Genomic DNA, 23,394 nt, shown 5'->3' with positions numbered 1-23,394 from the left:
TCCCCACTGCTGCCTCCCGTAGGAGTCTGGACCGTGTCTCAGTTCCAGTGTGGCTGGTCATCCTCTCAGACCAGCTAGGGATCGTCGCCTAGGTGAGCCGTTACCCCACCTACTAGCTAATCCCATCTGGGCACATCCGATGGCAAGAGGCCCGAAGGTCCCCCTCTTTGGTCTTGCGACGTTATGCGGTATTAGCTACCGTTTCCAGTAGTTATCCCCCTCCATCGGGCAGTTTCCCAGACATTACTCACCCGTCCGCCACTCGTCACCCAAGGAGCAAGCTCCTCTGTGCTACCGTTCGACTTGCATGTGTTAGGCCTGCCGCCAGCGTTCAATCTGAGCCATGATCAAACTCTTCAATTTAAAAGTTTGATGCTCAATGAATTAAACTTCGTAATGAATTACGTGTTCACTCGTTGAGACTTGGTATTCATTTTTCGTCTTGCGACGTTAAGAATCCGTATCTTCGAGTGCCCACACAGATTGTCTGATAAATTGTTAAAGAGCAGTTGCGACGCGCTTTAGCGCTCTGTCGCGAGGTCCCGTATATTACGTTTTCCTCATTCAGAGTCAAGCATTTATTTTTGCTTTTCTCTACGAGATTCTCAGGAGAACCCCGCTGACCCGGCGGCTTGTAATCCGTTGTTCCGTGTCAGTGGAGGCGCATTATAGGGAGTTATTTCAGGCTGACAAGTTAAAAATATAAAAAACTTATCAAGCGATTATTTTTCAATCAACACATCCATTTCTGCCTGGATTTTAAACAAAAACGAGCCCCGCAGGGCCCGTTTATTGTTGTTTTGTGACTTACTGCACTGCCACTATGCGATCGTCATTCACTTCCAGACGAATCGTTTTGCCCGGAATCAGTTCACCAGACAGAATTTGCTGCGCCAGCGGGTTTTCGATCTGCTGCTGGATAGCACGTTTCAATGGACGCGCGCCATACACCGGATCGTAACCATTCGCACTCAGCAGTTTAAGCGCCTCGTCAGAAATATGGATTTCATAGCCACGCTCTTCCAGACGTTTGTACAGACGCTGCAACTGGATCTGAGCAATAGAAGCAATGTGCTGCTCACCCAGCGGATGGAATACAACAACCTCATCTATACGGTTGATGAATTCCGGGCGGAAGTTGTGGCTCACGACGCCCAGCACCATATCTTTCATGTGACCGTAATCCAACTCGCCGAAGCGTTCCTGAATCAGATCGGACCCCAGGTTCGAGGTCATGATGACAACCGTATTACGGAAGTCGACCGTTCTCCCCTGTCCGTCAGTCAGACGACCATCATCAAGCACCTGCAGCAGAATGTTGAACACATCCGGATGCGCTTTCTCCACTTCATCCAACAAGATGACAGAGTAAGGACGACGACGTACTGCTTCCGTCAGGTAACCCCCCTCTTCATAACCGACATATCCCGGAGGTGCCCCAACCAGACGAGACACCGAGTGTTTCTCCATAAACTCGGACATATCGATACGCACCATTGCATCGTCACTGTCGAACATAAAGTTTGCCAGCGCTTTGCACAGTTCGGTTTTACCGACACCGGTTGGACCAAGGAACAGGAATGAACCAATCGGACGATTCGGATCGGACAAGCCCGCGCGGCTACGACGGATGGCATTAGAAACGGCTTCCACCGCTTCGTTCTGACCAATCACGCGGCTGTGCAGCTCCTGCTCCATACGCAACAGTTTTTCTCGTTCGCCTTCCAGCATGCGAGCAACAGGGATCCCGGTCCAGCGCGCCAGCACCTCAGCAATTTCTGCATCCGTAACTTTATTACGCAGCAGACGCATGGTTTTGCCTTCAGACTGGGTGGCTGCTTCCAGTTGTTTTTCCAGTTCAGGAATTTTGCCGTACTGCAGTTCAGACATCCGCGCCAGGTCGCCAACGCGGCGTGCCTGTTCGATGGCGATTTTTGCCTGCTCCAGCTCAGCCTTGATAGTTTGCGTTCCCGAGAGGGAAGCTTTTTCAGCTTTCCACTCTTCCTCTAACTCAGAATACTGGCGTTCTTTGTCGTCCAGCTCTTCGTTGAGCATATCGAGACGTTTTTTACTTGCCTCATCAGACTCTTTCATTAATGCCTGCTGTTCCAGTTTGAGCTGGATAATACGGCGGTCGAGTCTGTCGAGTTCCTCCGGCTTGGAGTCAATCTGCATACGAATGCTGGATGCCGCTTCGTCAATAAGGTCGATAGCTTTATCCGGCAACTGACGATCGGCAATATAGCGATGAGACAGCGTAGCAGCCGCAACAATCGCCGGGTCAGTAATCTGCACATGATGGTGCAGTTCATAACGTTCTTTCAGGCCACGCAAGATTGCGATGGTGTCTTCCACTGAAGGTTCAGCCACAAACACTTTCTGGAAACGACGTTCCAGCGCCGCATCTTTTTCGATGTACTGGCGATACTCATCAAGCGTTGTTGCGCCTACGCAGTGCAGTTCCCCGCGAGCCAGTGCTGGTTTCAGCATGTTCCCGGCGTCCATTGCGCCATCGGCTTTACCCGCCCCAACCATGGTATGCAATTCGTCGATAAACAGAATGACGTTGCCTTCCTGTTTCGAGAGATCGTTCAGCACACCTTTTAAACGTTCTTCGAACTCACCACGATATTTGGCCCCAGCAACCAGCGCGCCCATATCCAGCGCCAGTACACGACGGCCTTTTAAGCCTTCCGGCACTTCACCATTGATGATGCGTTGGGCCAGCCCTTCAACGATGGCGGTTTTACCGACACCGGGTTCACCGATTAACACCGGGTTATTTTTAGTACGACGTTGCAGCACCTGAATGGTACGGCGAATTTCTTCATCACGGCCGATGACCGGATCGAGTTTGCCCTGTTCGGCACGTTCGGTCAGATCGACGGTATATTTTTTCAAGGCCTGACGTTGGTCTTCAGCCCCCTGGTCATGCACGCTTTCACCTCCACGCATTTGTTCAATTGCCTGAGTGATATTGGCGGTCGTCGCGCCTGCTGATTTTAATAAGTCGGTCAGCGTACCGCGTGACTCAAGCGCCGCCAGAACGAACAGTTCTGACGAAATAAAGTTGTCCCCACGTTTTTGCGCCAGCTTGTCGCAAAGATTCAGTACACGCACCAGTTCCTGAGAAGGCTGCACATCGCCACCGGTACCTTCTACCTGTGGCAAACGGCTCAACGCCTGGTCAATGGCTGTACGTAACTGGCCAGCATTAATGCCAGCAGACGTTAATAAAGGACGTACCGATCCCCCTTCCTGATTCAGCAAGGCGCTCATTAGATGAAGTGGTTCGATGAATTGATTGTCGTGCCCCAATGCGAGTGACTGGGCATCGGCAAGAGCAAGCTGGAATTTATTAGTAAGACGATCCAGACGCATAACTCCTCCCATAACAGGTCAAAATTGCTACTGGAGATTAAATGAGGTCATCCCTCAATTATTCAAGGTGAATGACCTGAATTATGTGAAAAGAAAATTACACGTACCGGATCGTCTTGATTCTTTAGGTTATATCAGCCAAATAAAACTTGCCATACGACCCGTGGTATTGTCGCGACGATAAGAGAAGAACGTCTCACTTTCGCTGAAGGTGCAACGGTCGCCGCCGTGGATGTTTTCTACCCCGACACTGGACAGACGCTGGCGCGCAAGCTGGTAGATATCCGCCAGATACTTGTCGCCACGCGGTACAAATGCGAGGTCCGCTTGCGGATCTTTCGTCATGAACGCCTCGCGGACTTCTGGTCCAACTTCAAACGCGTTTGGACCTATCGCCGGGCCTAGCCAGGCAATAATGTTTTCAGGTTTGTCGGTAAAACACGCCACCGTCTCTTCCAGCACGCCGGCGCATAATCCGCGCCAACCCGCATGGGCCGCAGCAACTTCGGTTCCGGCACGGTTGCAAAACAACACCGGCAAACAATCAGCGGTCATCACCGCACACACGGTACCCGGCGTGTTGCTGTACGACGCATCTGCGCGTTTGCAGGCGTAAGGCTCGCCGGTCAGTTTCAGGACATCCTTACCGTGGACCTGCTCCAGCCAGACTGGCTTTGACGGCAGATTGCCCGCAGCAAACAGTCGTTTGCGGTTCTCTTCAACATGTTCCGGGTTATCGCCGCAATGGGCGCCCAGATTCAGCGAATCGTAAGGCGGCATACTAACTCCGCCAATACGGGTAGAACTACACGCCGCGACACCTTGCGGTATCGGCCACTGCGGGACAATTAGCTTACTCATAGCCAGGCAATATCATCCTTATGTTCTTCGAAATCAGCGCGCATCACTTCAATCAACTGCACCATATCTTGTGGGATCGGCGCATGCCATTCCATTTCGATACCGGAAATCGGGTGATACAAACGCAGCATGGTCGCGTGCAGCGCTTGACGGTCGAACTTACGCAGTACGGAGATAAATTCGTCAGAAGCGCCTTTCGGTGGACGTGGACGACCGCCGTAAACCTGATCGCCCACCAGCGGATGAGTGATATGTGCCATGTGCACGCGGATCTGGTGCGTACGTCCGGTTTCCAGACGCAACCGCAGACGCGTGTGCACACGGAAGTGTTCCATAATGCGATAGTGCGTTACCGCCGGTTTCCCCATTGGGTGTACCGCCATGTGCGTACGCTTGGTCGGGTGACGGCTAATCGGTTCCTCAACGGTTCCGCCAGCAGTCATGTGACCAATTGCCACGGCTTCGTACTCACGGGTAATTTCGCGCAGCTGCAACGACTCCACCAAACGTGTTTGCGCCGGAACCGTTTTTGCCACCACCATTAATCCGGTCGTGTCTTTATCCAGACGGTGCACGATACCTGCACGAGGAACATCCGCGATTGGCGGGTAGTAATGCAGTAACGCATTCAATACCGTACCATCAGGATTCCCGGCGCCCGGATGCACTACAAGGTCACGAGGTTTGTTAATGACAAGAATGTCGTCATCTTCATAAACGATATCCAGTGGGATATCCTGAGGTTCAAAACGAACCTCTTCATCAATTTCTGCATTGATGGAGACACGCTCTCCACCCAACACTTTTTCTTTCGGTTTATCGCAAAGTTGGTCATTTACCAGTACGCGCTGGTCGAGGATCCATTCTTTTATGCGCGATCGCGAATAATCAGGGAACAATTCGGCCAAAGCCTGATCTAAGCGTTGACCGAGCTGATTTTCGGAGACTGTTGCGGTGAGTTCTACTCGTTGTGCCATAAACTGCTTCTTCGTTTAACGTTGGGTTTTACGGCTTTGCCGTTTAATATAGTGTGCTATTGTAGCTGGTCTTAACCGGGAGCAGGAACAGAGAATCTCCCGTATTACATTTTGAGGAAAGTCAAAACGTCATGACGCGCATGAAATATCTGGTGGCAGCAGCCACGTTGAGCCTGTTTTTGGCGGGTTGCTCTGGTTCAAAGGAAGAGGTGCCCGATAATCCGCCAAATGAAATCTACGCGACTGCTCAGCAAAAGCTGCAGGACGGTAACTGGAAACAGGCAATAACGCAATTGGAAGCGTTGGATAACCGTTATCCATTTGGACCGTATTCTCAGCAGGTGCAATTAGATCTCATCTACGCCTACTACAAAAACGCCGATCTGCCACTTGCTCAGGCTGCCATCGATCGTTTTATTCGTCTTAACCCGACACACCCTAACATTGATTATGTCATGTATATGCGTGGCCTGACCAATATGGCGTTGGATGATAGCGCACTGCAAGGATTCTTTGGTGTTGATCGTAGCGATCGCGATCCGCAACATGCCCGAGCTGCGTTTAATGACTTTTCCAAACTGGTGCGTGGGTATCCGAATAGCCAGTACACCACTGACGCCACCAAACGTCTGGTGTTCCTGAAAGACCGCCTGGCGAAGTATGAATACTCCGTTGCAGAATACTACACTGCCCGCGGCGCATGGGTTGCCGTGGTAAACCGTGTGGAAGGCATGCTGCGCGACTACCCGGATACCCAGGCAACACGTAATGCCCTGCCGTTGATGGAAAACGCTTATCGCCAGATGCAGATGAATGCGCAGGCAGAAAAAGTCGCGAAAATCATTGCCGCCAACAGCAGCAATACCTGATTTGCCTCAGAATGCAAAACGGCAGCCCAAGGGCTGCCGTTTTTTTATCCGTTAACGCCACAACTGAAGCGGTTTAGCTCCGACGCATCCCATCAAATATGGCCTGCTTTCAGGTATTCCTCAAGTAAAAAATCGCCTGTTCCTGCGGTGCCTCACAAAAAGGTTTTCTTGACAAAAAGCGACAAAATAATGTGATTTAGATCACACATTTTGACATTAGGAACGGTATGCTGGAATCACCAAGACGGGAAAGACAAGAGGTAAAATTTATGACAATGAACATTACCAGTAAACAAATGGAAATTACTCCGGCAATTCGCCAGCATGTCGCAGACCGTCTCGCCAAACTAGAAAAATGGCAAACTCATCTGATTAATCCACATATCATTCTGTCTAAGGAGCCACAGGGTTTCATTGCTGATGCCACCATCAATACACCGAACGGACATCTGGTCGCCAGCGCAAAACACGAGGATATGTACACCGCAATTAACGATTTGATCAACAAGCTGGAACGGCAGCTCAATAAAGTGCAGCACAAAGGCGAAGCCCGTCGTGCAACAACTTCAGTCAAAGACGCCAACTTCGTCGAAGCAGAAGAAGAGTAGTCCCTTACATTGAGTGTATCGCCAACGCGCCTTCGGGCGCGTTTTTTGTTGACAGGGTGAAAACAGTACGGGTACTTTACTGACGTAGCCAAAGGAAAATTACATGAAACTTGTCCCGTTCTTCTTCGCATTCTTTTTTACCTTCCCCTGAATGGGAGGCGTTTCGTCGTGTGATAAAGAATGCGAAGACGAACAATAAGGCCTCCCACAACGGGAGGCCTTTTTTATTGATAACAAGAAAGGCAACACTATGACATCGGAAAACCCATTGCTGGCGCTGCGCGATAAGATCAGCACGCTGGATGAAAAATTACTGGCCCTGCTGGCTGAGCGACGTGGACTGGCCGTAGAAGTTGGTAAAGCCAAACTGCTTTCGCATCGTCCGGTTCGTGATATCGACCGTGAACGTGACCTTTTGGACCGACTCATTCAGCTTGGCAAAGCACATCATCTTGATGCTCACTACATTACTCGCCTGTTCCAGCTCATAATCGAAGACTCCGTCCTGACTCAACAGGCACTGCTCCAGCAGCACCTGAACAAAATTAACCCACACTCCGCGCGCGTGGCCTTCCTTGGGCCAAAAGGGTCATATTCTCACCTCGCAGCACGTCAGTACGCTGCCCGCCATTTTGAACAATTTATTGAAAGCGGCTGCGCAAAATTTGCCGATATCTTTAATCAGGTCGAAACCGGACAGGCTGACTATGCTGTGGTACCGATTGAAAACACCAGCTCCGGTGGGATTAACGACGTTTACGACCTGCTGCAGCACACCAGCCTGTCTATCGTTGGCGAGATGACCATTACGATAGACCACTGTGTACTGGTGTCTGGCACGACGGATCTTGAGACCATTGAAACGGTATATAGCCATCCGCAGCCGTTCCAGCAGTGCAGCAAGTTCCTGAATCGCTACCCGCACTGGAAGATTGAGTACACTGAAAGCACCTCTGCGGCGATGGAAAAAGTTGCGCAGGCTAACTCACCGCGTGTGGCGGCCCTGGGGAGCGAAGCCGGAGGCGTACTGTATGGATTGCAGGTTCTCGAGCATATTGAGGCTAACCAGTCGCAAAACATCACCCGCTTCGTGGTGCTGGCACGCAAAGCAATCAATGTTTCCGATCAGGTTCCGGCAAAAACAACCCTGTTGATGGCGACGGGGCAACAAGCCGGTGCGCTGGTTGAGGCGCTGCTGGTACTGCGTAACCATAATCTGATTATGACTAAACTGGAGTCACGCCCGATTCACGGCAATCCGTGGGAAGAGATGTTTTATCTTGATATCCAGGCCAACCTGGAATCGCCCCAGATGCAAAAAGCATTGAAAGAGCTGGGTGAGATTACGCGTTCGATGAAAGTACTGGGATGCTATCCAAGTGAGAACGTGGTGCCGGTCGATCCGAGCTAACGTTTGGCAATGCCGGATGGCGCTACGCTTATCCGGCCTACGGTTCATACGATTTTTGAAGGCCGGATAAGGCAAACCCGCCATCCGGCATCTTAATTAAGGACGGCTGTCATTCGCCTGGCGTAACAAAGTACGGCTTTCACTCTGGAAGCGTTTCGCATAATCGCCAAACCAGTGCTCCACCTTACGGAAGCTGTCGATAAACGCTTGCTTATCGCCCTGCTCCAGCAAACCTATTGCCTCGCCAAAACGTTGGTAGTAGCGTTTAATCAGCGCAAGGTTGCTCTCAGACGACATAATAATATCAGCATAGAGCTGCGGATCCTGGGCAAACAAACGGCCAACCATCGCCAGTTCAAGGCGGTAAATCGGCGAAGAGAGCGCCAGCAGCTGCTCCAGTTGAACGTTCTCTTCCGCTAAATGCAGACCGTAAGCAAAGGTCGCAAAGTGACGCAGTGCCTGAATAAACGCCATGTTCTGGTCATGTTCAACGGCGCTGATCCGATGCAGTCGCGCACCCCATACCTGAATCTGTTCCAGAAACCACTGATAAGCTTCCGGCTGACGTCCGTCACACCAAACGACGACCTGCTTGGCCAGACTGCCGCTGTCCGGACCAAACATTGGGTGTAACCCCACCACCGGGCCATCATGTGCAGCCAGCATCGCCTGTAAAGGACCATTTTTCACCGAAGCCAGATCCACCAGAATGCAGTCAGACGGCAGACGCGGTAGTTTGGCGATCACCTGCTCGGTGACGTGGATCGGCACGCTGACGATCACCATGCCGGCATCAGAGACGATCTCCGGCGCGCGATCCCAGTCCTGCTGTTCTAGGATCCGCACCTGGTAACCTGACAGGGTGAGCATTTTTTCGAACAGACGCCCCATCTGACCGCCGCCGCCGACAATCACCACCGGCCGCAGAGAAGGACAAAGCGTTTTAAACCCTTTGTCGTTCTCACTGGAGTAGGACTCACGCATAACGCGGCGTAGCACATCTTCAATCAGGTCCGGCGGCACACCCAGGGCTTCCGCTTCCGCCCGGCGAGAGGCCAGCATAGAGGCTTCCCGTTCCGGCACGTAGATCGGCAGCCCAAAGCGGCTTTTTACTTCACCTACTTCGGCAACCAGCTCCAGGCGGCGTGCCAGTAAATCCAGCAGCGCCTTGTCGACTTCATCAATTTGATCGCGTAATGCGGTCAATTCAGCAACCATAACCAACCTCTTATGCTACACGCGCCGACAGCTGGCCGCTTAAATCCTGGCTAATTTCACGCAGCAGCGCATCCGTCATTTCCCAGCTAATGCAGGCGTCAGTTACGGATACGCCGTATTTCATTTCGCTGCGCGGCTGTTCGGAAGACTGGTTGCCTTCGTGAATATTACTTTCAATCATCAAGCCAATGATCGAGCGATTGCCATCTTTGATTTGTGCAATCACGGATTCAGCCACGGCAGGCTGACGGCGGTAATCTTTATTGGAATTACCATGACTGCAATCTACCATCAGAGAAGGTCGTAGTCCCGCCTGCTCCATCTCTTTTTCGCACTGGGCGACATCTGCCGGGCTGTAGTTCGGCGCTTTACCCCCGCGCAAGATCACGTGACCGTCCGGATTCCCCTGTGTTTGCAGCAGTGCAACCTGCCCGGCCTGGTTAATACCGACAAAACGGTGCGACTGCGCAGCCGCACGCATGGCGTTAATGGCGGTCGCCAGGCTACCGTCGGTACCATTCTTAAAGCCAACCGGCATCGAAAGACCGGAAGCCATTTCACGGTGAGTCTGCGATTCCGTAGTACGGGCACCGATTGCGGACCAGCTAAACAGATCGCCCAGGTATTGCGGGCTATTTGGATCCAGCGCTTCAGTTGCCAGCGGCAGTCCCATATTTACCAGTTCAAGCAGCAGCTGACGCGCAATTTTCAGACCTGCTTCAACATCAAAAGAGCCATCCATATGAGGATCGTTAATTAACCCTTTCCAGCCGACAGTGGTACGGGGTTTTTCAAAATAGACGCGCATTACCAGGTAGAGGCTATCGCTGACCTCTGCGGCAAGGGCTTTAAATCGACGAGCATACTCAATCGCCATTTCAGGATCGTGAATGGAGCATGGGCCACATACGACCAGCAGGCGCGGATCGCGACCGGAGATAATATCTGAGATGGTTTTACGCGACTGGGCGATTTGCGCCTCTTGCTCCTGGCTCAGCGGAAATTCAGCTTTCAGCTGCTCCGGAGTCATCAGAACCTGTTCGTCGGTAATATGTACGTTGTTCAGCGCGTCTTTTTGCATGATGGTGATCCTGTTTAGCTCGTTTGCGATAGTTGATCCTCAGCGAGGAGGAAATAACGATATCACAACAGGTAAAGATTTCAATCCACAATCCGTAAATTTTAATTTACATGGTGTTATTTTAAGGCAAAAACAGCCCTTATGAATGTACATTTAAATTTACACCACCGAGTTTTCAGATCCACTATGCTTAAAAAAACGAAGGAGCACAGGCAATGAAGCAACTCATCAGCATCTTGTTTCTATTACTTCTTAGCGGATGTCAGATAGACCCCTACACCCATGCCCCTACCTGGACTGGTACCGACTGGTACGACGCCGGGATACAAGATGCCATTTCGGGTTATGCCGTTAAAGATAATGAAACGCTTGCCGACAACTACAATGACCCCGACGTCGATCGTACGGAATACCTTAAGGGTTACGCCGAGGGGCAACGTAAAACCTGCCAGCAGGATTTTGTTTATGCCAGAGGCCTGACCGGGAAAACTTTTCCGCCCAGTTGCGATACTGTCGAAAATGTTGACCAGTTACACAGCGCCTGGCAGCAAGGGGCAAACGAGGGTGCTGCCTCGATAAGGTTAAATTAAACAATGGTTTATATTTTATAAACCATTAAGATTTAACTTAAATCACCAATAGCATTATTCCAGGAATAATGACGGCTTAGGAAAATAATGTTATTTTGTTGCAAACAATCTTGAATGTATTTCGACGTTTTACAGCAAACGCTGGTAGGTAACTATTCATGAGCTATTCTTACCGACTCATACTTCTACTGGCACTGCTCCTGACCGGATTACCGCTGTATGCCCAAAGCGTTACGGAAGAAGCAAAATCTGTACGCGCTATGGTTTCCGGCATCGTCAGTTATACACGCTGGCCTGCACTTTCCGGCCCCCCAAAACTGTGTATTTTCTCTTCATCGCGTTTTTCCAGTGTCCTGAAAGATACCAGTGCAGGCGCATTACCCTATCTTCCCGTCATCATCCGTAAGGAACAAGAAATATTAGTTTCGCAGTGTGACGGTTTTTATTTTGGAAAAGAATCCCCTACTTATCAGGTGGAATTAAAGAATAAATATCCGACTAAGGCATTGTTATTAATTGCTGAACAGAACCCCGAATGCGTTATTGGCAGCGCCTTTTGCCTCATAATTAAAGACGAAGATGTGAGATTTTCCGTAAATATGGATTCCCTTTCACGCAGCGGCGTAAGGGTCAGTCCAGACGTATTGATGCTTGCACGGAATAATAAGCATGGATAAGGGTCATTCTCCCATAGCACGCCCGACGTTTAAGCGAACATTACGGCGTATCAGCATAATCAGCGTTCTGGTAACCATGATGCTGATCTGGCTGCTGCTCAGCATTTCTTCCGTGCTGGCATTAAGACAGTATGCGCAAAAGAATCTGGATCTGACTGCCGCTACCATGACCCGTACGCTCGAAGCTGCATTAGTCTTTTCTGATAGTGTTGCAGCAACTGAAACGCTGGCGGCACTGGGTCAGCAGGGGCAATTTTCCGTTGCAGAAGTTCGTAATAAAAACCAGAAGGTGATCGCCACCTGGCGCTATAACGCGCAGGATACCACTGAAAAGATCAGCGGGATGATCAGCCACTGGCTGTTCCCACAACCGGTCACTCAGCCGATTTTGCATAATGGCAACGTCATCGGCGAAGTACGATTGACTGCGCGCGATAGCGTTATCAGTCATTTCATCTATTTGTCGCTGGCCGTCCTTACCGGGTGCATTCTGTTGGCATCCGGTATTGCATTAATGCTCACTCGCTATTTACACAATGGCGTTGTGGATGCACTGCAAAACATTACCGAGGTGGTACATGATGTTCGTACCAACCGTAACTTTTCACGGCGCGTATCAGAGGAACGCATTGAAGAGTTTCATCTCTTTGCCCTGGACTTTAATAGTCTGCTGGACGAGATGGAGGAGTGGCAACTTAAACTGCAGGCAAAAAACGCTCAGCTGTTGCGTACTGCACTACATGATCCTCTGACGGGTCTGGCAAATCGCGCCGCATTTCGCAGCAGCATTAATGCCTTAATGAATGATGATGCCGCCCACAGCAGCTCGGCATTGTTATTCCTTGATGGCGACAATTTTAAATTTATTAATGATACCTGGGGCCACGCAGCGGGGGATCGGGTCCTGATTGAAGTCGCAAAAAGGTTATCCGAGTTTGGGGGGAGTCGCCATTACCCATACAGACTTGGCGGCGATGAGTTCGCCATGGTGCTGTACAGCGTTCATTCTGAATATGAGGTTCAGCGGATCTGCGCGGCACTGTCACAAGAGTTTAACCGACCTTTTGACCTGCATAATGGTCATCTGGCAAGCATGACGCTCAGCATTGGGTTTGCGCTGACGTGGGAACATGCCTCTGCCGAAAAATTACAAGAACTTGCCGATCAAAATATGTATCAGGCTAAACATTTGCGTTCTGAACGCATTATTAAAAAATAAGGAATTACACACATGCTAAAACGTTTATTATCCCCGTTTCTTCTGCTTTTACTGATTCTGGCTGGCTGTCAGGCACCTCAGGGAAAATTTACCCCAGAGCAAATTGCAGCCATGAAATCATACGGATTTACTGAAGCATCAGGAGACTGGTCTCTCGGCCTGTCTGACACTATCCTGTTTGACAAAAATGACTATAAACTCCGACCTGAAAGTGAAAAACAGATCAAGGAAATGGCATCCAAACTGGCAGCTACCGGGCTTAATCATGCTCGCCTGGATGGTCATACTGATAACTACGGCGAAGACAGCTACAATGAAGCTCTGTCACTCAAACGCGCTAATGTCGTTGCCGATGCCTGGGCGCAGGGCGCTAATATTCCCCGCAGCAACCTGACTACTCAAGGACTCGGGAAGAAATATCCCATTGCCAGCAACCAGACATCAAAAGGTCGCGCTGAAAACCGCCGCGTGGCGGTCGTGATCACGACACCATAATCGTCCCCCAACTGGCTGCGCACCGCGCAGTCCTTCCATTGCCATAAAGAACAAAAGAGTAAACGTCTGGATAAAAAAAGGGCCAGCCTTTCGGCCAGCCCTTTTCTAACAGGATGTCGCTTGCGCGAATCTTAGTTAAGACGCTTTACCTGATTCATTGGTAAACATACATTTTTATTATAATTAGTTTGTTATACCTATCTCTGGTGCAGCCAAATGCGGTCAAAAACATGCTGTGTGGACATTTGATGGACAAATACAGAAAAAATAATTTTACTACGTCTCACTCACCATGGCTCGGTAACGTTCCGTAATTTCAAGAGCCTCAGTGTATGAATCCTCTCCCCAACGCTGATTGAAGTAATCTTCACATGTTAAATCCAGTATCGTTCGGCAAAAACCTACTATCCCCCATAACGGTAGTTCTCCCGGCTCAACAAAATCTGTTTCTTCTAACTCCATAGCGTCTATGAATGGCAAACATTTTTTAATTCTCAATTCGAAATCAGAGACGGTACTATCATATTTTCGAATTTCATTTAATACCTCAGGCAAATGTACTTCATTTAGTTCACGGCCAGGTGAGTACTTCTCTACCAAGGCAACAAGGCTGTCAGAATTTAACATTTCATTAACAAAATTAGCGTTATTTAATTCATCAAACCTCTCCTTATAGTTCAACTTTTCTTTTCTAATAGAATCAAACCTTTCATCTGCAAGTTCAATTAATGCACTAAGTTTGCTTAAATTTCTTTTTATTTCTCTAGGAGCATCATCCTCCTGCTTATAGAGCAATTTATGACTAATTGCTGCCCAAGCATGCATAAGCATCGTCCTAACTTGGATCTCAACCTTAAGACCGCCCAAACCACGATAACTGGGAACACCTAACCACTCATCCTTGACTTTAACTATAAAGTGTCTAGAGGAGTATCCAAATCTATCTACGTCCATTTCCTTCTGCTTGTCAGACTCAGAAATTACATCATATTCTCGTTTTATAACAGCTTCAATGTTATTCAAGTCCGACTCATAATAACAAATCACTCTAACCCCGCATAAATCTTCAATATCATTCACAGGGTTAACGTAAGTTTTCCTTGACACCTTAGATTCTAATGACTCGGTAGTTTTAACGCGTCCATCGATGGAAAATAGGGCAACCCCCTCCTCCTCTAAAATCTTATGAAGAGTGCGTTGAGTTTGATCCATCAATTCATTATATAAAGGAATCTTACGCCTATATTCATCTAAATAATTATTCATCATCTCACCTCTAAATTATAGTTTGGCTATGGGATTATAAATTACTGCCTCTTCCTAATGGCTAGGAACAAAGTGCGCATAACGCATAGTTTCTCGTATGTACAAGTGACCAAATATTCTCTGTAATACAAAGATATTGCCACCATTCATCATAAAGTGGCTTGCAAACGTGTGACGTAAAACATGCATCTTCTGCCCTTCAGCCAACACAATATCGGTCAGTGAGAGCATTTTCTTGAACTCTTGATAGCAAGGATGAAACATTATTCCCTGCAAAGGAGCTAGCTCGTCATACAGCCACCGAGGGATCAGCACCGTGCGATTCTTCTTACCTTTAGTTTTCGTGAAGGTCAGCTTGTGGGGTAAAAGATGTGAACGAATCAGACGTTTGGCTTCACCCCATCTAGTACGCCTCACGAGACGATACTTTTAAGAACACTTTTTCTTAGAGCGACTAATACTACCATCATTACAAACAAATTTTCCGTCAGCGGTGCAATGCGATACTCCACCTTTAGATTTAGAACATGGGTAATTTTTTGCAGATACAGTAGAAGATGAAATTGAGAGCAGTACTATTATTAGAAAAGAAAAGCATACTTTCATTAGTATTATCCTTTAAATAGAGAACATCAAATATTACTCATGATTTTTATTGTTGCTGCCTGACATTCCTCGCACGCTTTAGCACCAGTTAGGTACTAAAATCCTTATCGAGCACTAGCCAGTTACAGAACCAAACCCAGCATAATCACCCAAACAATAATCTTGGTAAATATAGATGCATTGGGTTTCGCAATTACAGACCACATACTATCAAAACAATGTTTACCGTTTGTGATCCGTTTCTAATATGTCGTAAAAACAAGGCGATGCAACCATATCAATATAATTATTTTTATTATAATCACCATCAACATGTAATCAACCGCACTGCATCCACCATTACAACCGTAACAACAATAAACAATGCTTTCTGAACTTCAGTTCCCGCCAAAATATCGGATAATTTATTTATTAACCACACCCCACAATATTTCGACATATTATGGGCAGCATCAATAAAAAAAGGGCCAGCCTTTCGGCCAGCCCTTTTCTAACAGGATGTCGCTTGCGCGAATCTTAGTTAAGACGCTCTTTGATACGAGCAGACTTACCAGTGCGCTCACGCAGGTAGTACAGTTTAGCTTTACGAACAGCACCACGACGTTTAACAGCAATGCTGTCAACTACCGGAGAGTGAGTCTGGAAGACACGCTCAACGCCTTCGCCGTTGGAAATTTTACGAACAGTGAATGCAGAGTGCAGACCGCGGTTACGAATAGCGATAACCACGCCCTCGAATGCCTGCAGACGTTTTTTGGAACCTTCAACAACCCATACTTTCACTTCCACGGTATCACCCGGACGGAAGGAAGGTACGTCCTGCTTCATCTGTTCTTGTTCAAGTTGCTTAATAATGTTGCTCATAATTTAATCTCTTATCCTGGGTAAACTGATATTGGGGGCTTACGCCTGCCCATCATGTTTATGTTGCTGTTGTGCGTGTTCCTTTTTGAACTCCGCCAGCAACCTTGCTTGCTCTTCAGTCAGAGCCAGGTTTTCCAGAAGTTCAGGTCTTCTAAGCCAGGTCCGGCCCAGCGACTGCTTCAAACGCCAGCGACGTATCTCAGCGTGGTTCCCCGACAGTAACACCGCCGGTACTTCCATCTGCTCTAACACTTCAGGTCGGGTATAGTGCGGGCAATCCAGCAACCCATCAGCAAACGAATCTTCGATTGCCGAAGCCTCATGACCCAGAACTCCCGGAATAAACCGGGACACGGAGTCGATCAGCGTCATTGCCGGTAACTCACCACCGCTGAGTACGTAATCGCCGATTGACCATTCTTCGTCAATTTCGGTTTGAATCACGCGCTCATCTATTCCTTCATAGCGACCACATACCAGAATCAGCTTTTGATTCGTGGCCAGTTCGCTGACGCCCGCTTGATCAAGCTTGCGTCCCTGAGGTGACAGATAAATCACCTTTGCGCCTTCACCAGCCGCAGCTTTTGCTGCATGAATGGCGTCCCGTAAAGGTTGCACCATCATTAACATCCCCGGTCCGCCGCCGTAAGGACGATCGTCCACGGTACGGTGCCGGTCATGAGTAAAGTCACGAGGACTCCAACTCTGGATGTTCAGCAGGCCATTTTTTACTGCCCGGCCAGTTACCCCGTAATCGGTAATTGCGCGGAACATTTCTGGAAACAGGCTAACGATACCTATAAACACAAGCCAATCCCCATAACGCCGACTTTTACCGTTTATCCGGTGGTTTAAAAACCAGGATCCCAATCTACTTCGATAGTACGAGTAGCGAGATCGACTTTCTTGATAACCTGCCCATCGAGGAACGGCACAAGACGTTCCTTGATACCAAACGCATCTTTCAGGTTTGCCTTGATGACGATGACGTCATTCGAACCGGTTTCCATCATATCGACGACTTTACCGAGATCGTAGCCTTCAGTAGTCACTACCTGGCAGCCCATAAGGTCTTTCCAGTAGTAGGAACCATCTTCCAGCGCTGGCAACTGCGAGGAATCCACGACAATTTCGCAATTAGTCAGTAGATTCGCCGAATCACGATCGTCAACGCCTTTCAGCTTGATGATCAGATCCTGATTGTGGTGCTTCCAGCTTTCCAGCTGTACTTGCTGCCACTGACCCGCCTTCTGGATAAACCAGGGCTGATAGTCAAAAATGCTTTCGGCGTCTTCAGTGGAAGAAAACACTCTGAGCCAACCACGGATACCGTAAGAAGACCCCATTTTCCCCAAAACGATGGGTTCCACAGGAGCCTGTGCGGCGAGTTGCTTGCTCATCATGACCACCGTGACAGATTAAGCTGCTTTGTTTGCTGCTTTGATCAGCGTAGCTACGCGATCAGAAATAGTCGCGCCCTGGCCAACCCAGTGAGCGATGCGATCCAGATCCAGGCGAGTGCCTTCTTCTTTTTCGCTAGCGATTGGGTTAAAGAAGCCAACGCGCTCGATGAAGCGACCGTTGCGTGCATTACGGCTGTCGGTAACAACAACCTGGTAGAACGGACGCTTTTTAGCGCCGTGACGAGCTAAACGAATAGTAACCATAACATCCTCTTGTGTGAATAAAACACCCAGGCCCCATCGAGGAACGGAGCCCGGGTGTCATATTAAAAGCCCGAAAATTTTACTGATTTCTGGGGAAAATGCAATCAGCAGTTGATAACTCTGCTATAAAAGGCCGTTGGCGGTGCCGTCAGTTCGGTGCCGGCGTGCGCGCAGCCACCGGAGCGTACACGCAGTACGTGAGGATGGCGAGCACACCCCGGTGCCGAAATGGCAAACAAGCCAAGCCGATTAGCGGCCTGGGAATCCTGGGGGCATCATCCCCTTCATACCACGCATCATCTTCGCCATTCCGCCCTTCTTCATTTTCTTCATCATGCGCTGCATGTCGTCGAACTGTTTCAGAAGGCGGTTTACGTCCTGTACCTGCATACCGCAACCGGCAGCGATACGGCGTTTACGGGAACCTTTGATAATTTCCGGCTTAGCGCGTTCTTTCATCGTCATCGAGTTGATGATGGCTTCCATACGCACCAGCACTTTATCGTCCATCTGCGATTTCACATTGTCAGGGATCTGACCCATGCCCGGCAGCTTGCCCATCAGGCTTGCCATACCGCCCATGTTTTTCATCTGGTTAAGCTGTTCAAGGAAATCGTTGAGATCGAAGCCATCGCCTTTTTTCAGCTTGCTGGCTAATTTTTCTGCCTGTGCGCGGTCAACCTTGCTTTCGATATCTTCGATCAGCGACAGCACGTCGCCCATGCCGAGAATGCGCGAAGCAATCCTGTCCGGATGGAACGGCTCCAGTGCTTCGGTTTTCTCGCCGACGCCGAGGAATTTAATCGGCTTACCGGTAATATGACGAATAGAGAGCGCCGCACCGCCACGGGCATCACCATCAACTTTTGTCAGCACTACGCCGGTTAACGGCAGCGCTTCGTTAAAGGCTTTTGCGGTATTCGCGGCATCCTGACCGGTCATGGCGTCGACCACAAACAGCGTTTCTACCGGCTTGATAGAAGCGTGGACCTGTTTGATTTCGTCCATCATCGCTTCGTCAACGTGCAGACGACCGGCGGTATCCACCAGCAGCACGTCGTAGAATTTGAGTTTGGCTTCTTTCAGCGCGGCGTTAACGATATCGACCGGCTTCTGGCCGACATCCGACGGGAAGAAGTCGACACCGACCTGCTCGGCCAGCGTTTCCAGCTGTTTGATCGCCGCCGGGCGATAAACGTCCGCAGAGACCACCAGCACTTTCTTCTTGTGCTTCTCGCGCAGGAATTTACCCAACTTACCGACGCTGGTCGTTTTACCCGCACCCTGCAGGCCTGCCATCAGCACCACGGCTGGCGGCTGTGCAGCCAGATTCAGGGTCTGGTTTTCTTCGCCCATTGCCGCAACCAGTTCGTTACGGACAATCTTGACGAACTCCTGACCCGGCGTCAGGCTTTTGTTAACTTCATGACCAACCGCTTTCTCTTTTACGCGATTGATAAACTCACGCACTACCGGCAGCGCTACGTCAGCCTCCAGCAGCGCCATGCGCACTTCGCGCAGCGTCTCTTTAACGTTGTCTTCAGTAAGGCGTCCACGGCCACTGATATTGCGCAGCGTGCGCGACAAACGATCGGTTAAATTATCAAACATTGTCTCTCGCCTGGGGTGGAAACGGTCGGTCGCGACAGCGACACATCAACAGAAATTTGTCGCAGTATAACATGAAGCCGCCTTTGTTGTTATGCAACGGTTGGAGCAGCGGTCACGTAACGCTATACTGCTTTTCTTTATCACTGGCCAACTGTCGACACCTATATGCCCGTTTTTGCTCTGCTCGCCCTTGTCGCCTACTCAGTCAGCCTCGCGCTGATTATTCCCGCTCTGCTGCAAAAAAACAGCGGCTGGCGGCGTATGGCTATTCTCTCTGCGGTCGTTGCGCTGGTAAGCCATGCTATCGCCCTGGAAGCGCGTATCCTACCCGGCGGTGAAAGCGGACAAAACCTGAGTCTGTTGAACGTCGGCTCGCTGGTAAGCCTGATGATCTGTACGGTAATGACCATCGTCGCGTCCCGCAATCGTGGCTGGCTATTGCTGCCCATTGTCTACGCCTTTGCGCTGATAAACCTGGCCTTCGCCACGTTTATGCCTAACGAGTTCATCACCCATCTCGAAGCTACGCCAGGCATGATGATTCACATCGGGCTATCACTGTTCGCTTACGCCACGCTGATTATCGCCGCGCTCTACGCGCTACAGTTGGCATGGATCGATTACCAACTGAAAAACAAAAAACTGGCCTTCAGCAATGAGATGCCGCCACTGATGAGTATTGAGCGGAAGATGTTTCATATCACCCAAATTGGCGTGGTTCTGCTGACGCTCACCCTGTGCACTGGCCTGTTTTACATGCATAACCTGTTCAGTACCGAGAACATTGATAAAGCCGTTCTCTCTATCGTGGCATGGTTTGTCTATATCGTTCTGTTGTGGGGGCATTACCATGAAGGTTGGCGCGGACGTCGCGTCGTATGGTTTAACGTCGCAGGCGCTGGCATTCTGACGCTGGCCTATTTCGGCAGCCGTATCCTGCAGCAGTTCGTGAGTTAAATCTTTAAGGAACCCTACGTGGAACACATCTCCACCACCACGCTCATTATCACGCTCCTCATCATGGTGGTCATTTCCGCCTATTTTTCCGGTTCTGAAACCGGAATGATGACCCTGAATCGCTACCGCCTACGCCATCGGGCCAAACAGGGAAATCGCCAGGCAAAACGGGTTGAAAAGTTACTTCGCAAGCCGGATCGCCTGATAAGCCTGGTGCTCATCGGTAATAATCTGGTGAATATTCTGGCCTCCGCACTCGGCACCATTGTCGGTATGCGCCTGTATGGCGATGCTGGCGTCGCCATTGCCACCGGGGTACTGACGTTTGTGGTGCTGGTTTTTGCCGAAGTGCTGCCAAAGACGATTGCCGCGCTATATCCGGAAAAAGTTGCCTATCCGAGCAGCGTCCTGCTGGCTCCGCTGCAGATTCTGATGATGCCGTTAGTATGGCTACTCAACACCATTACGCGGCTTCTGATGCGCATGATGGGCATCAAAACGGATATCGTAGTGAGCGGTTCGCTGAGTAAAGATGAACTGCGAACGCTGGTGAATGAATCGCGCTCGCAAATCTCACGCCGTAACCAGGATATGCTGTTGTCAGTGCTGGACCTGGAAAAAGTCAGCGTCGATGACATCATGATCCCGCGTAATGAAATCATCGGCATTGATATTAACGATGACTGGAAATCAATCGTGCGTCAGCTTTCGCACTCCCCGCACGGTCGTATTGTGCTGTATCGCGACTCGCTCGACGATGCCATCAGTATGCTGCGCGTACGTGAAGCCTGGCGATTGATGGCCGAGAAAAAAGAGTTCACCAAAGAGACCATGTTACGCGCCGCCGACGAAATTTATTACGTTCCGGAAGGCACACCACTCAGCACCCAGCTCATTAAATTTCAGCGCAATAAGAAGAAAGTGGGCCTGGTCGTTAATGAATATGGCGATATTCAAGGACTGGTTACGGTCGAGGATATTCTGGAAGAGATTGTTGGTGACTTCACGACCTCAATGTCACCCACGCTTGCCGAAGAAGTCACGCCGCAGAATGACGGTTCGGTGATCATTGACGGTAGCGCCAACGTTCGTGAAATCAATAAGGCGTTTAACTGGCACCTGCCGGAAGATGACGCACGTACCGTGAACGGTATTATTCTTGAAGCGCTGGAAGAGATCCCGGTTGCCGGCACACGTGTGCGTATTGGGCAGTACGATATCGATATTCTCGACGTGCAGGATAATATGATTAAACAGGTGCAGGTGTTGCCCGTTAAACCGCTGCGGGAAAGCGTATCGGACCAGTGAGAGTAATCCAGACCGGGTAGCGCATCAGCATTACCCGGTCTGAGGCTAATTAGCCTTTGGCTTTCGCCACAGAGACCATCGCCGCACGGATGGTACGTCCGTTCAGGGTATAGCCTTTCTGCATAACCATCAGCACATTACCGGCAGCAACGTCGTCAGACTCTACCATTGCAATCGCCTGGTGCACGTTCGGGTCCATCGGCACGTCGATATCTGCAACCACCTGTACGCCAAACTTCGCCACGACATCCAGCATTGACTTACGGGTCAGCTCAATACCTTCGACCATAGCCGCCATAGCGTCATTGCCTTTGTCCGCAACTTCCAGCGCACGGTCCAGGCTATCCAGCACCGGCAGCAGTTCGTTGACGAATTTTTCCAGTGCAAACTTATGCGCTTTTTCTACGTCCAGTTCGGTACGACGACGCAGGTTTTCCATTTCCGCTTTGATACGCAACACGCTGTCGCGTTCGCGCGTTTCGGCTTCAGCAAGCTGAGCTTCCAGATTCGCAATTTTTTCATCGCGCGGATCCACCTGCTCAGCAGAAGCGTCTGGTTCAACCGCCTCAACTTCTTCGTGCTGATCCATGATAATTTCTTCCGGGGCTTGCCCCTCAGGCGTTTTCTGTTCTTTACTACTCATGAATTTCTCCGCGTTTTTTTCGCATTCATCTCGCTAACTTGGCTTATTATGGGGATCAGATTCAGGGATTCAAGGGAAGTACTCACATTGTCACTAATCTTCGTTACAAGGACCTCGAGAAAATGAACAAACATTTCAAGTGTATTGGCATTGTGGGGCATCCACGTCACCCCACTGCACTGACCACACATGAAATGCTCTACCGTTGGCTGTGCGCCAAAGGTTATGAGGTTATCGTTGAGCAACAAATCGCCCACGAGCTGCAGCTGAAAAATGTGAAAACCGGTACGCTCGCAGAGATTGGCCAGCAGGCAGACCTCGCCGTGGTAGTCGGCGGCGACGGCAATATGCTGGGCGCCGCACGCACCCTGGCACGTTATGACATCAAGGTTATTGGCATTAACCGCGGTAATCTTGGTTTTCTGACCGACCTTGACCCAGACAATGCTCAACAACAGTTAGCTGACGTGCTGGAAGGCCACTACATCAGCGAAAAGCGCTTTTTACTTGAAGCCCAGGTGTGCCAACAGGATTGCCAAAAGCGTATTAGCACTGCGATCAATGAAGTTGTGTTGCACCCCGGAAAAGTGGCGCACATGATTGAATTTGAAGTCTATATCGATGAAATTTTTGCCTTCTCCCAGCGTTCGGACGGCTTGATTATTTCCACACCGACCGGCTCTACCGCCTATTCGCTCTCTGCCGGAGGTCCGATCCTGACGCCTTCGCTGGATGCTATTACGCTGGTCCCGATGTTCCCGCATACACTTTCCGCACGACCGCTGGTGATCAACAGTAGCAGCACCATTCGCCTGCGCTTCTCTCATCGCCGTAACGATCTGGAAATCAGTTGCGACAGCCAGATCGCCCTGCCTATACAGGAAGGTGAAGACGTATTAATTCGCCGCTGTGATTATCATCTGAACCTGATACACCCAAAAGATTACAGCTATTTCAACACATTAAGCACTAAACTAGGCTGGTCAAAAAAATTATTCTAATTTAACGCCAACCTCTTTACTGTATAAAAAACCAGTTTATACTGTATGTAATTACAGTTATGGTTTTTCATACAGGAAAACAGC

24 protein-coding genes, 1 rRNA gene, 1 pseudogene and 1 other annotated feature are annotated in these 23,394 nt (G+C 49.7%); of the genes and pseudogenes, 11 read left to right on the top strand and 15 right to left on the bottom strand.

Features of this window, described 5'->3' with window-relative positions; translation table 11 throughout:
- The 4 genes from OGY09_RS07190 to rluD all read right to left on the bottom strand — a co-directional run.
- Positions 1 to 363: ribosomal RNA gene (locus OGY09_RS07190) — 16S ribosomal RNA — on the bottom strand; the annotation flags it as partial.
- 444 nt (positions 364 to 807) lie between these two features.
- A complete protein-coding gene (clpB, locus tag OGY09_RS07185) occupies positions 808 to 3,381 on the bottom strand; it encodes an ATP-dependent chaperone ClpB (RefSeq protein ID WP_032944597.1) in 2,574 nt (857 codons plus the stop codon).
- A 129-nt stretch (positions 3,382 to 3,510) separates the two neighbouring features.
- The gene (gene yfiH / locus OGY09_RS07180) at positions 3,511 to 4,242 is read right to left on the bottom strand and encodes a purine nucleoside phosphorylase YfiH (protein WP_032944598.1); all 732 of its coding nucleotides are present in this window, start codon (positions 4,240 to 4,242) and stop codon (positions 3,511 to 3,513) included.
- The gene (rluD, locus tag OGY09_RS07175) at positions 4,239 to 5,219 is read right to left on the bottom strand and encodes a 23S rRNA pseudouridine(1911/1915/1917) synthase RluD (protein ID WP_003826464.1); all 981 of its coding nucleotides are present in this window, start codon (positions 5,217 to 5,219) and stop codon (positions 4,239 to 4,241) included. The genes yfiH and rluD overlap by 4 nt, the downstream gene beginning before the upstream one ends.
- 131 nt (positions 5,220 to 5,350) lie before the next feature.
- Between rluD and bamD the strand changes: the two genes are divergently transcribed.
- The 4 genes from bamD to pheA all read left to right on the top strand — a co-directional run bounded on the left by bamD (position 5,351) and on the right by pheA (position 8,107).
- A complete protein-coding gene (gene bamD, locus OGY09_RS07170) occupies positions 5,351 to 6,088 on the top strand; it encodes an outer membrane protein assembly factor BamD (RefSeq protein ID WP_003826460.1) in 738 nt (245 codons plus the stop codon).
- Positions 6,089 to 6,357: 269 nt separating this feature from the next.
- The gene (gene raiA, locus OGY09_RS07165) at positions 6,358 to 6,696 is read left to right on the top strand and encodes a ribosome-associated translation inhibitor RaiA (RefSeq protein ID WP_003031244.1); all 339 of its coding nucleotides are present in this window, start codon (positions 6,358 to 6,360) and stop codon (positions 6,694 to 6,696) included.
- Positions 6,697 to 6,798: 102 nt separating this feature from the next.
- Positions 6,799 to 6,924, top strand: a sequence feature (Phe leader region).
- Positions 6,800 to 6,847 (top strand): pheA operon leader peptide PheL, encoded by a 48-nt coding sequence (gene pheL, locus OGY09_RS07160; RefSeq protein ID WP_100250063.1) that lies wholly within the window; start codon positions 6,800 to 6,802, stop codon positions 6,845 to 6,847. (Overlaps the previous feature by 48 nt.)
- A gap of 22 nt (positions 6,925 to 6,946) precedes the next feature.
- Positions 6,947 to 8,107, top strand: coding sequence for a bifunctional chorismate mutase/prephenate dehydratase (gene pheA / locus OGY09_RS07155; protein ID WP_003826458.1), 1,161 nt, complete (start codon positions 6,947 to 6,949; stop codon positions 8,105 to 8,107).
- A gap of 96 nt (positions 8,108 to 8,203) precedes the next feature.
- On the opposite strand, the gene tyrA is transcribed toward pheA, so the two are convergent.
- A complete protein-coding gene (tyrA, locus tag OGY09_RS07150; RefSeq protein WP_003826456.1) occupies positions 8,204 to 9,325 on the bottom strand; it encodes a bifunctional chorismate mutase/prephenate dehydrogenase in 1,122 nt (373 codons plus the stop codon).
- A gap of 10 nt (positions 9,326 to 9,335) precedes the next feature.
- Complete coding sequence (aroF, locus tag OGY09_RS07145; protein WP_032944601.1) at positions 9,336 to 10,406, bottom strand: 3-deoxy-7-phosphoheptulonate synthase AroF; 1,071 nt, start codon at positions 10,404 to 10,406, stop codon at positions 9,336 to 9,338.
- Between the two features lie 215 nt (positions 10,407 to 10,621).
- Here aroF and OGY09_RS07140 point away from each other — a divergent pair, with 215 nt between their 5' ends.
- The 4 genes from OGY09_RS07140 to OGY09_RS07125 all read left to right on the top strand — a co-directional run bounded on the left by OGY09_RS07140 (position 10,622) and on the right by OGY09_RS07125 (position 13,387).
- Positions 10,622 to 10,996 carry a DUF2799 domain-containing protein gene (locus tag OGY09_RS07140; protein ID WP_008785516.1) on the top strand — a complete coding sequence of 125 codons (375 nt, stop codon included), beginning with the start codon at positions 10,622 to 10,624 and terminating at the stop codon, positions 10,994 to 10,996.
- Positions 10,997 to 11,154: 158 nt separating this feature from the next.
- A complete protein-coding gene (gene yfiR, locus OGY09_RS07135; RefSeq protein ID WP_032944603.1) occupies positions 11,155 to 11,673 on the top strand; it encodes a regulatory sequestration protein YfiR in 519 nt (172 codons plus the stop codon).
- On the top strand, positions 11,666 to 12,892 hold the full coding sequence (dgcN, locus tag OGY09_RS07130) for a diguanylate cyclase DgcN/YfiN (protein ID WP_003826449.1): 1,227 nt from the start codon (positions 11,666 to 11,668) through the stop codon (positions 12,890 to 12,892). The genes yfiR and dgcN overlap by 8 nt, the downstream gene beginning before the upstream one ends.
- 12 nt (positions 12,893 to 12,904) lie before the next feature.
- Positions 12,905 to 13,387, top strand: coding sequence for an OmpA family protein (locus OGY09_RS07125; protein ID WP_032944605.1), 483 nt, complete (start codon positions 12,905 to 12,907; stop codon positions 13,385 to 13,387).
- A gap of 276 nt (positions 13,388 to 13,663) precedes the next feature.
- On the opposite strand, the gene OGY09_RS07120 is transcribed toward OGY09_RS07125, so the two are convergent.
- From OGY09_RS07120 to ffh, 8 genes and pseudogenes are all read right to left on the bottom strand, one after another.
- Positions 13,664 to 14,656: a GTP pyrophosphokinase gene (locus tag OGY09_RS07120; RefSeq protein ID WP_080685931.1), complete on the bottom strand. Its 993-nt coding sequence runs from the start codon at positions 14,654 to 14,656 to the stop codon at positions 13,664 to 13,666.
- A 51-nt stretch (positions 14,657 to 14,707) separates the two neighbouring features.
- Positions 14,708 to 15,064: pseudogene (locus OGY09_RS07115) on the bottom strand (tyrosine-type recombinase/integrase); the annotation flags it as partial.
- An 18-nt stretch (positions 15,065 to 15,082) separates the two neighbouring features.
- Positions 15,083 to 15,259 carry a YdcA family protein gene (locus tag OGY09_RS25395; RefSeq protein WP_459208802.1) on the bottom strand — a complete coding sequence of 59 codons (177 nt, stop codon included), beginning with the start codon at positions 15,257 to 15,259 and terminating at the stop codon, positions 15,083 to 15,085.
- A 516-nt stretch (positions 15,260 to 15,775) separates the two neighbouring features.
- On the bottom strand, positions 15,776 to 16,123 hold the full coding sequence (rplS, locus tag OGY09_RS07110; protein ID WP_002914145.1) for a 50S ribosomal protein L19: 348 nt from the start codon (positions 16,121 to 16,123) through the stop codon (positions 15,776 to 15,778).
- 39 nt (positions 16,124 to 16,162) lie between these two features.
- Positions 16,163 to 16,930, bottom strand: coding sequence for a tRNA (guanosine(37)-N1)-methyltransferase TrmD (gene trmD, locus OGY09_RS07105; protein ID WP_003031232.1), 768 nt, complete (start codon positions 16,928 to 16,930; stop codon positions 16,163 to 16,165).
- Between the two features lie 44 nt (positions 16,931 to 16,974).
- Positions 16,975 to 17,523, bottom strand: coding sequence for a ribosome maturation factor RimM (gene rimM / locus OGY09_RS07100; RefSeq protein ID WP_003031230.1), 549 nt, complete (start codon positions 17,521 to 17,523; stop codon positions 16,975 to 16,977).
- An 18-nt stretch (positions 17,524 to 17,541) separates the two neighbouring features.
- On the bottom strand, positions 17,542 to 17,790 hold the full coding sequence (gene rpsP / locus OGY09_RS07095; RefSeq protein WP_003031228.1) for a 30S ribosomal protein S16: 249 nt from the start codon (positions 17,788 to 17,790) through the stop codon (positions 17,542 to 17,544).
- Between the two features lie 249 nt (positions 17,791 to 18,039).
- Positions 18,040 to 19,401 carry a signal recognition particle protein gene (ffh, locus tag OGY09_RS07090; protein ID WP_003031226.1) on the bottom strand — a complete coding sequence of 454 codons (1,362 nt, stop codon included), beginning with the start codon at positions 19,399 to 19,401 and terminating at the stop codon, positions 18,040 to 18,042.
- Between the two features lie 165 nt (positions 19,402 to 19,566).
- Between ffh and OGY09_RS07085 the strand changes: the two genes are divergently transcribed.
- Both OGY09_RS07085 and OGY09_RS07080 read left to right on the top strand, forming a co-directional pair.
- A complete protein-coding gene (locus OGY09_RS07085; RefSeq protein WP_003031224.1) occupies positions 19,567 to 20,358 on the top strand; it encodes a cytochrome C assembly family protein in 792 nt (263 codons plus the stop codon).
- A gap of 18 nt (positions 20,359 to 20,376) precedes the next feature.
- A complete protein-coding gene (locus OGY09_RS07080; protein ID WP_008785520.1) occupies positions 20,377 to 21,666 on the top strand; it encodes an HlyC/CorC family transporter in 1,290 nt (429 codons plus the stop codon).
- Between the two features lie 49 nt (positions 21,667 to 21,715).
- On the opposite strand, the gene grpE is transcribed toward OGY09_RS07080, so the two are convergent.
- Positions 21,716 to 22,309 (bottom strand): nucleotide exchange factor GrpE, encoded by a 594-nt coding sequence (gene grpE, locus OGY09_RS07075; RefSeq protein WP_008785521.1) that lies wholly within the window; start codon positions 22,307 to 22,309, stop codon positions 21,716 to 21,718.
- A gap of 122 nt (positions 22,310 to 22,431) precedes the next feature.
- Here grpE and nadK point away from each other — a divergent pair, with 122 nt between their 5' ends.
- Entirely contained in the window at positions 22,432 to 23,310 is an 879-nt protein-coding gene (gene nadK / locus OGY09_RS07070) for an NAD(+) kinase (RefSeq protein WP_032944608.1), read from the top strand.
- Positions 23,311 to 23,394: the final 84 nt, after the last annotated feature.

Source organism: Citrobacter sp. Cpo071 (assembly GCF_030332765.1).
GTDB classification, from domain to species: Bacteria; Pseudomonadota; Gammaproteobacteria; order Enterobacterales; family Enterobacteriaceae; genus Citrobacter; species Citrobacter portucalensis.
Note: the sequence above shows the minus strand (reverse complement) of the source record. Positions and strands in the feature narration are given on the sequence as shown.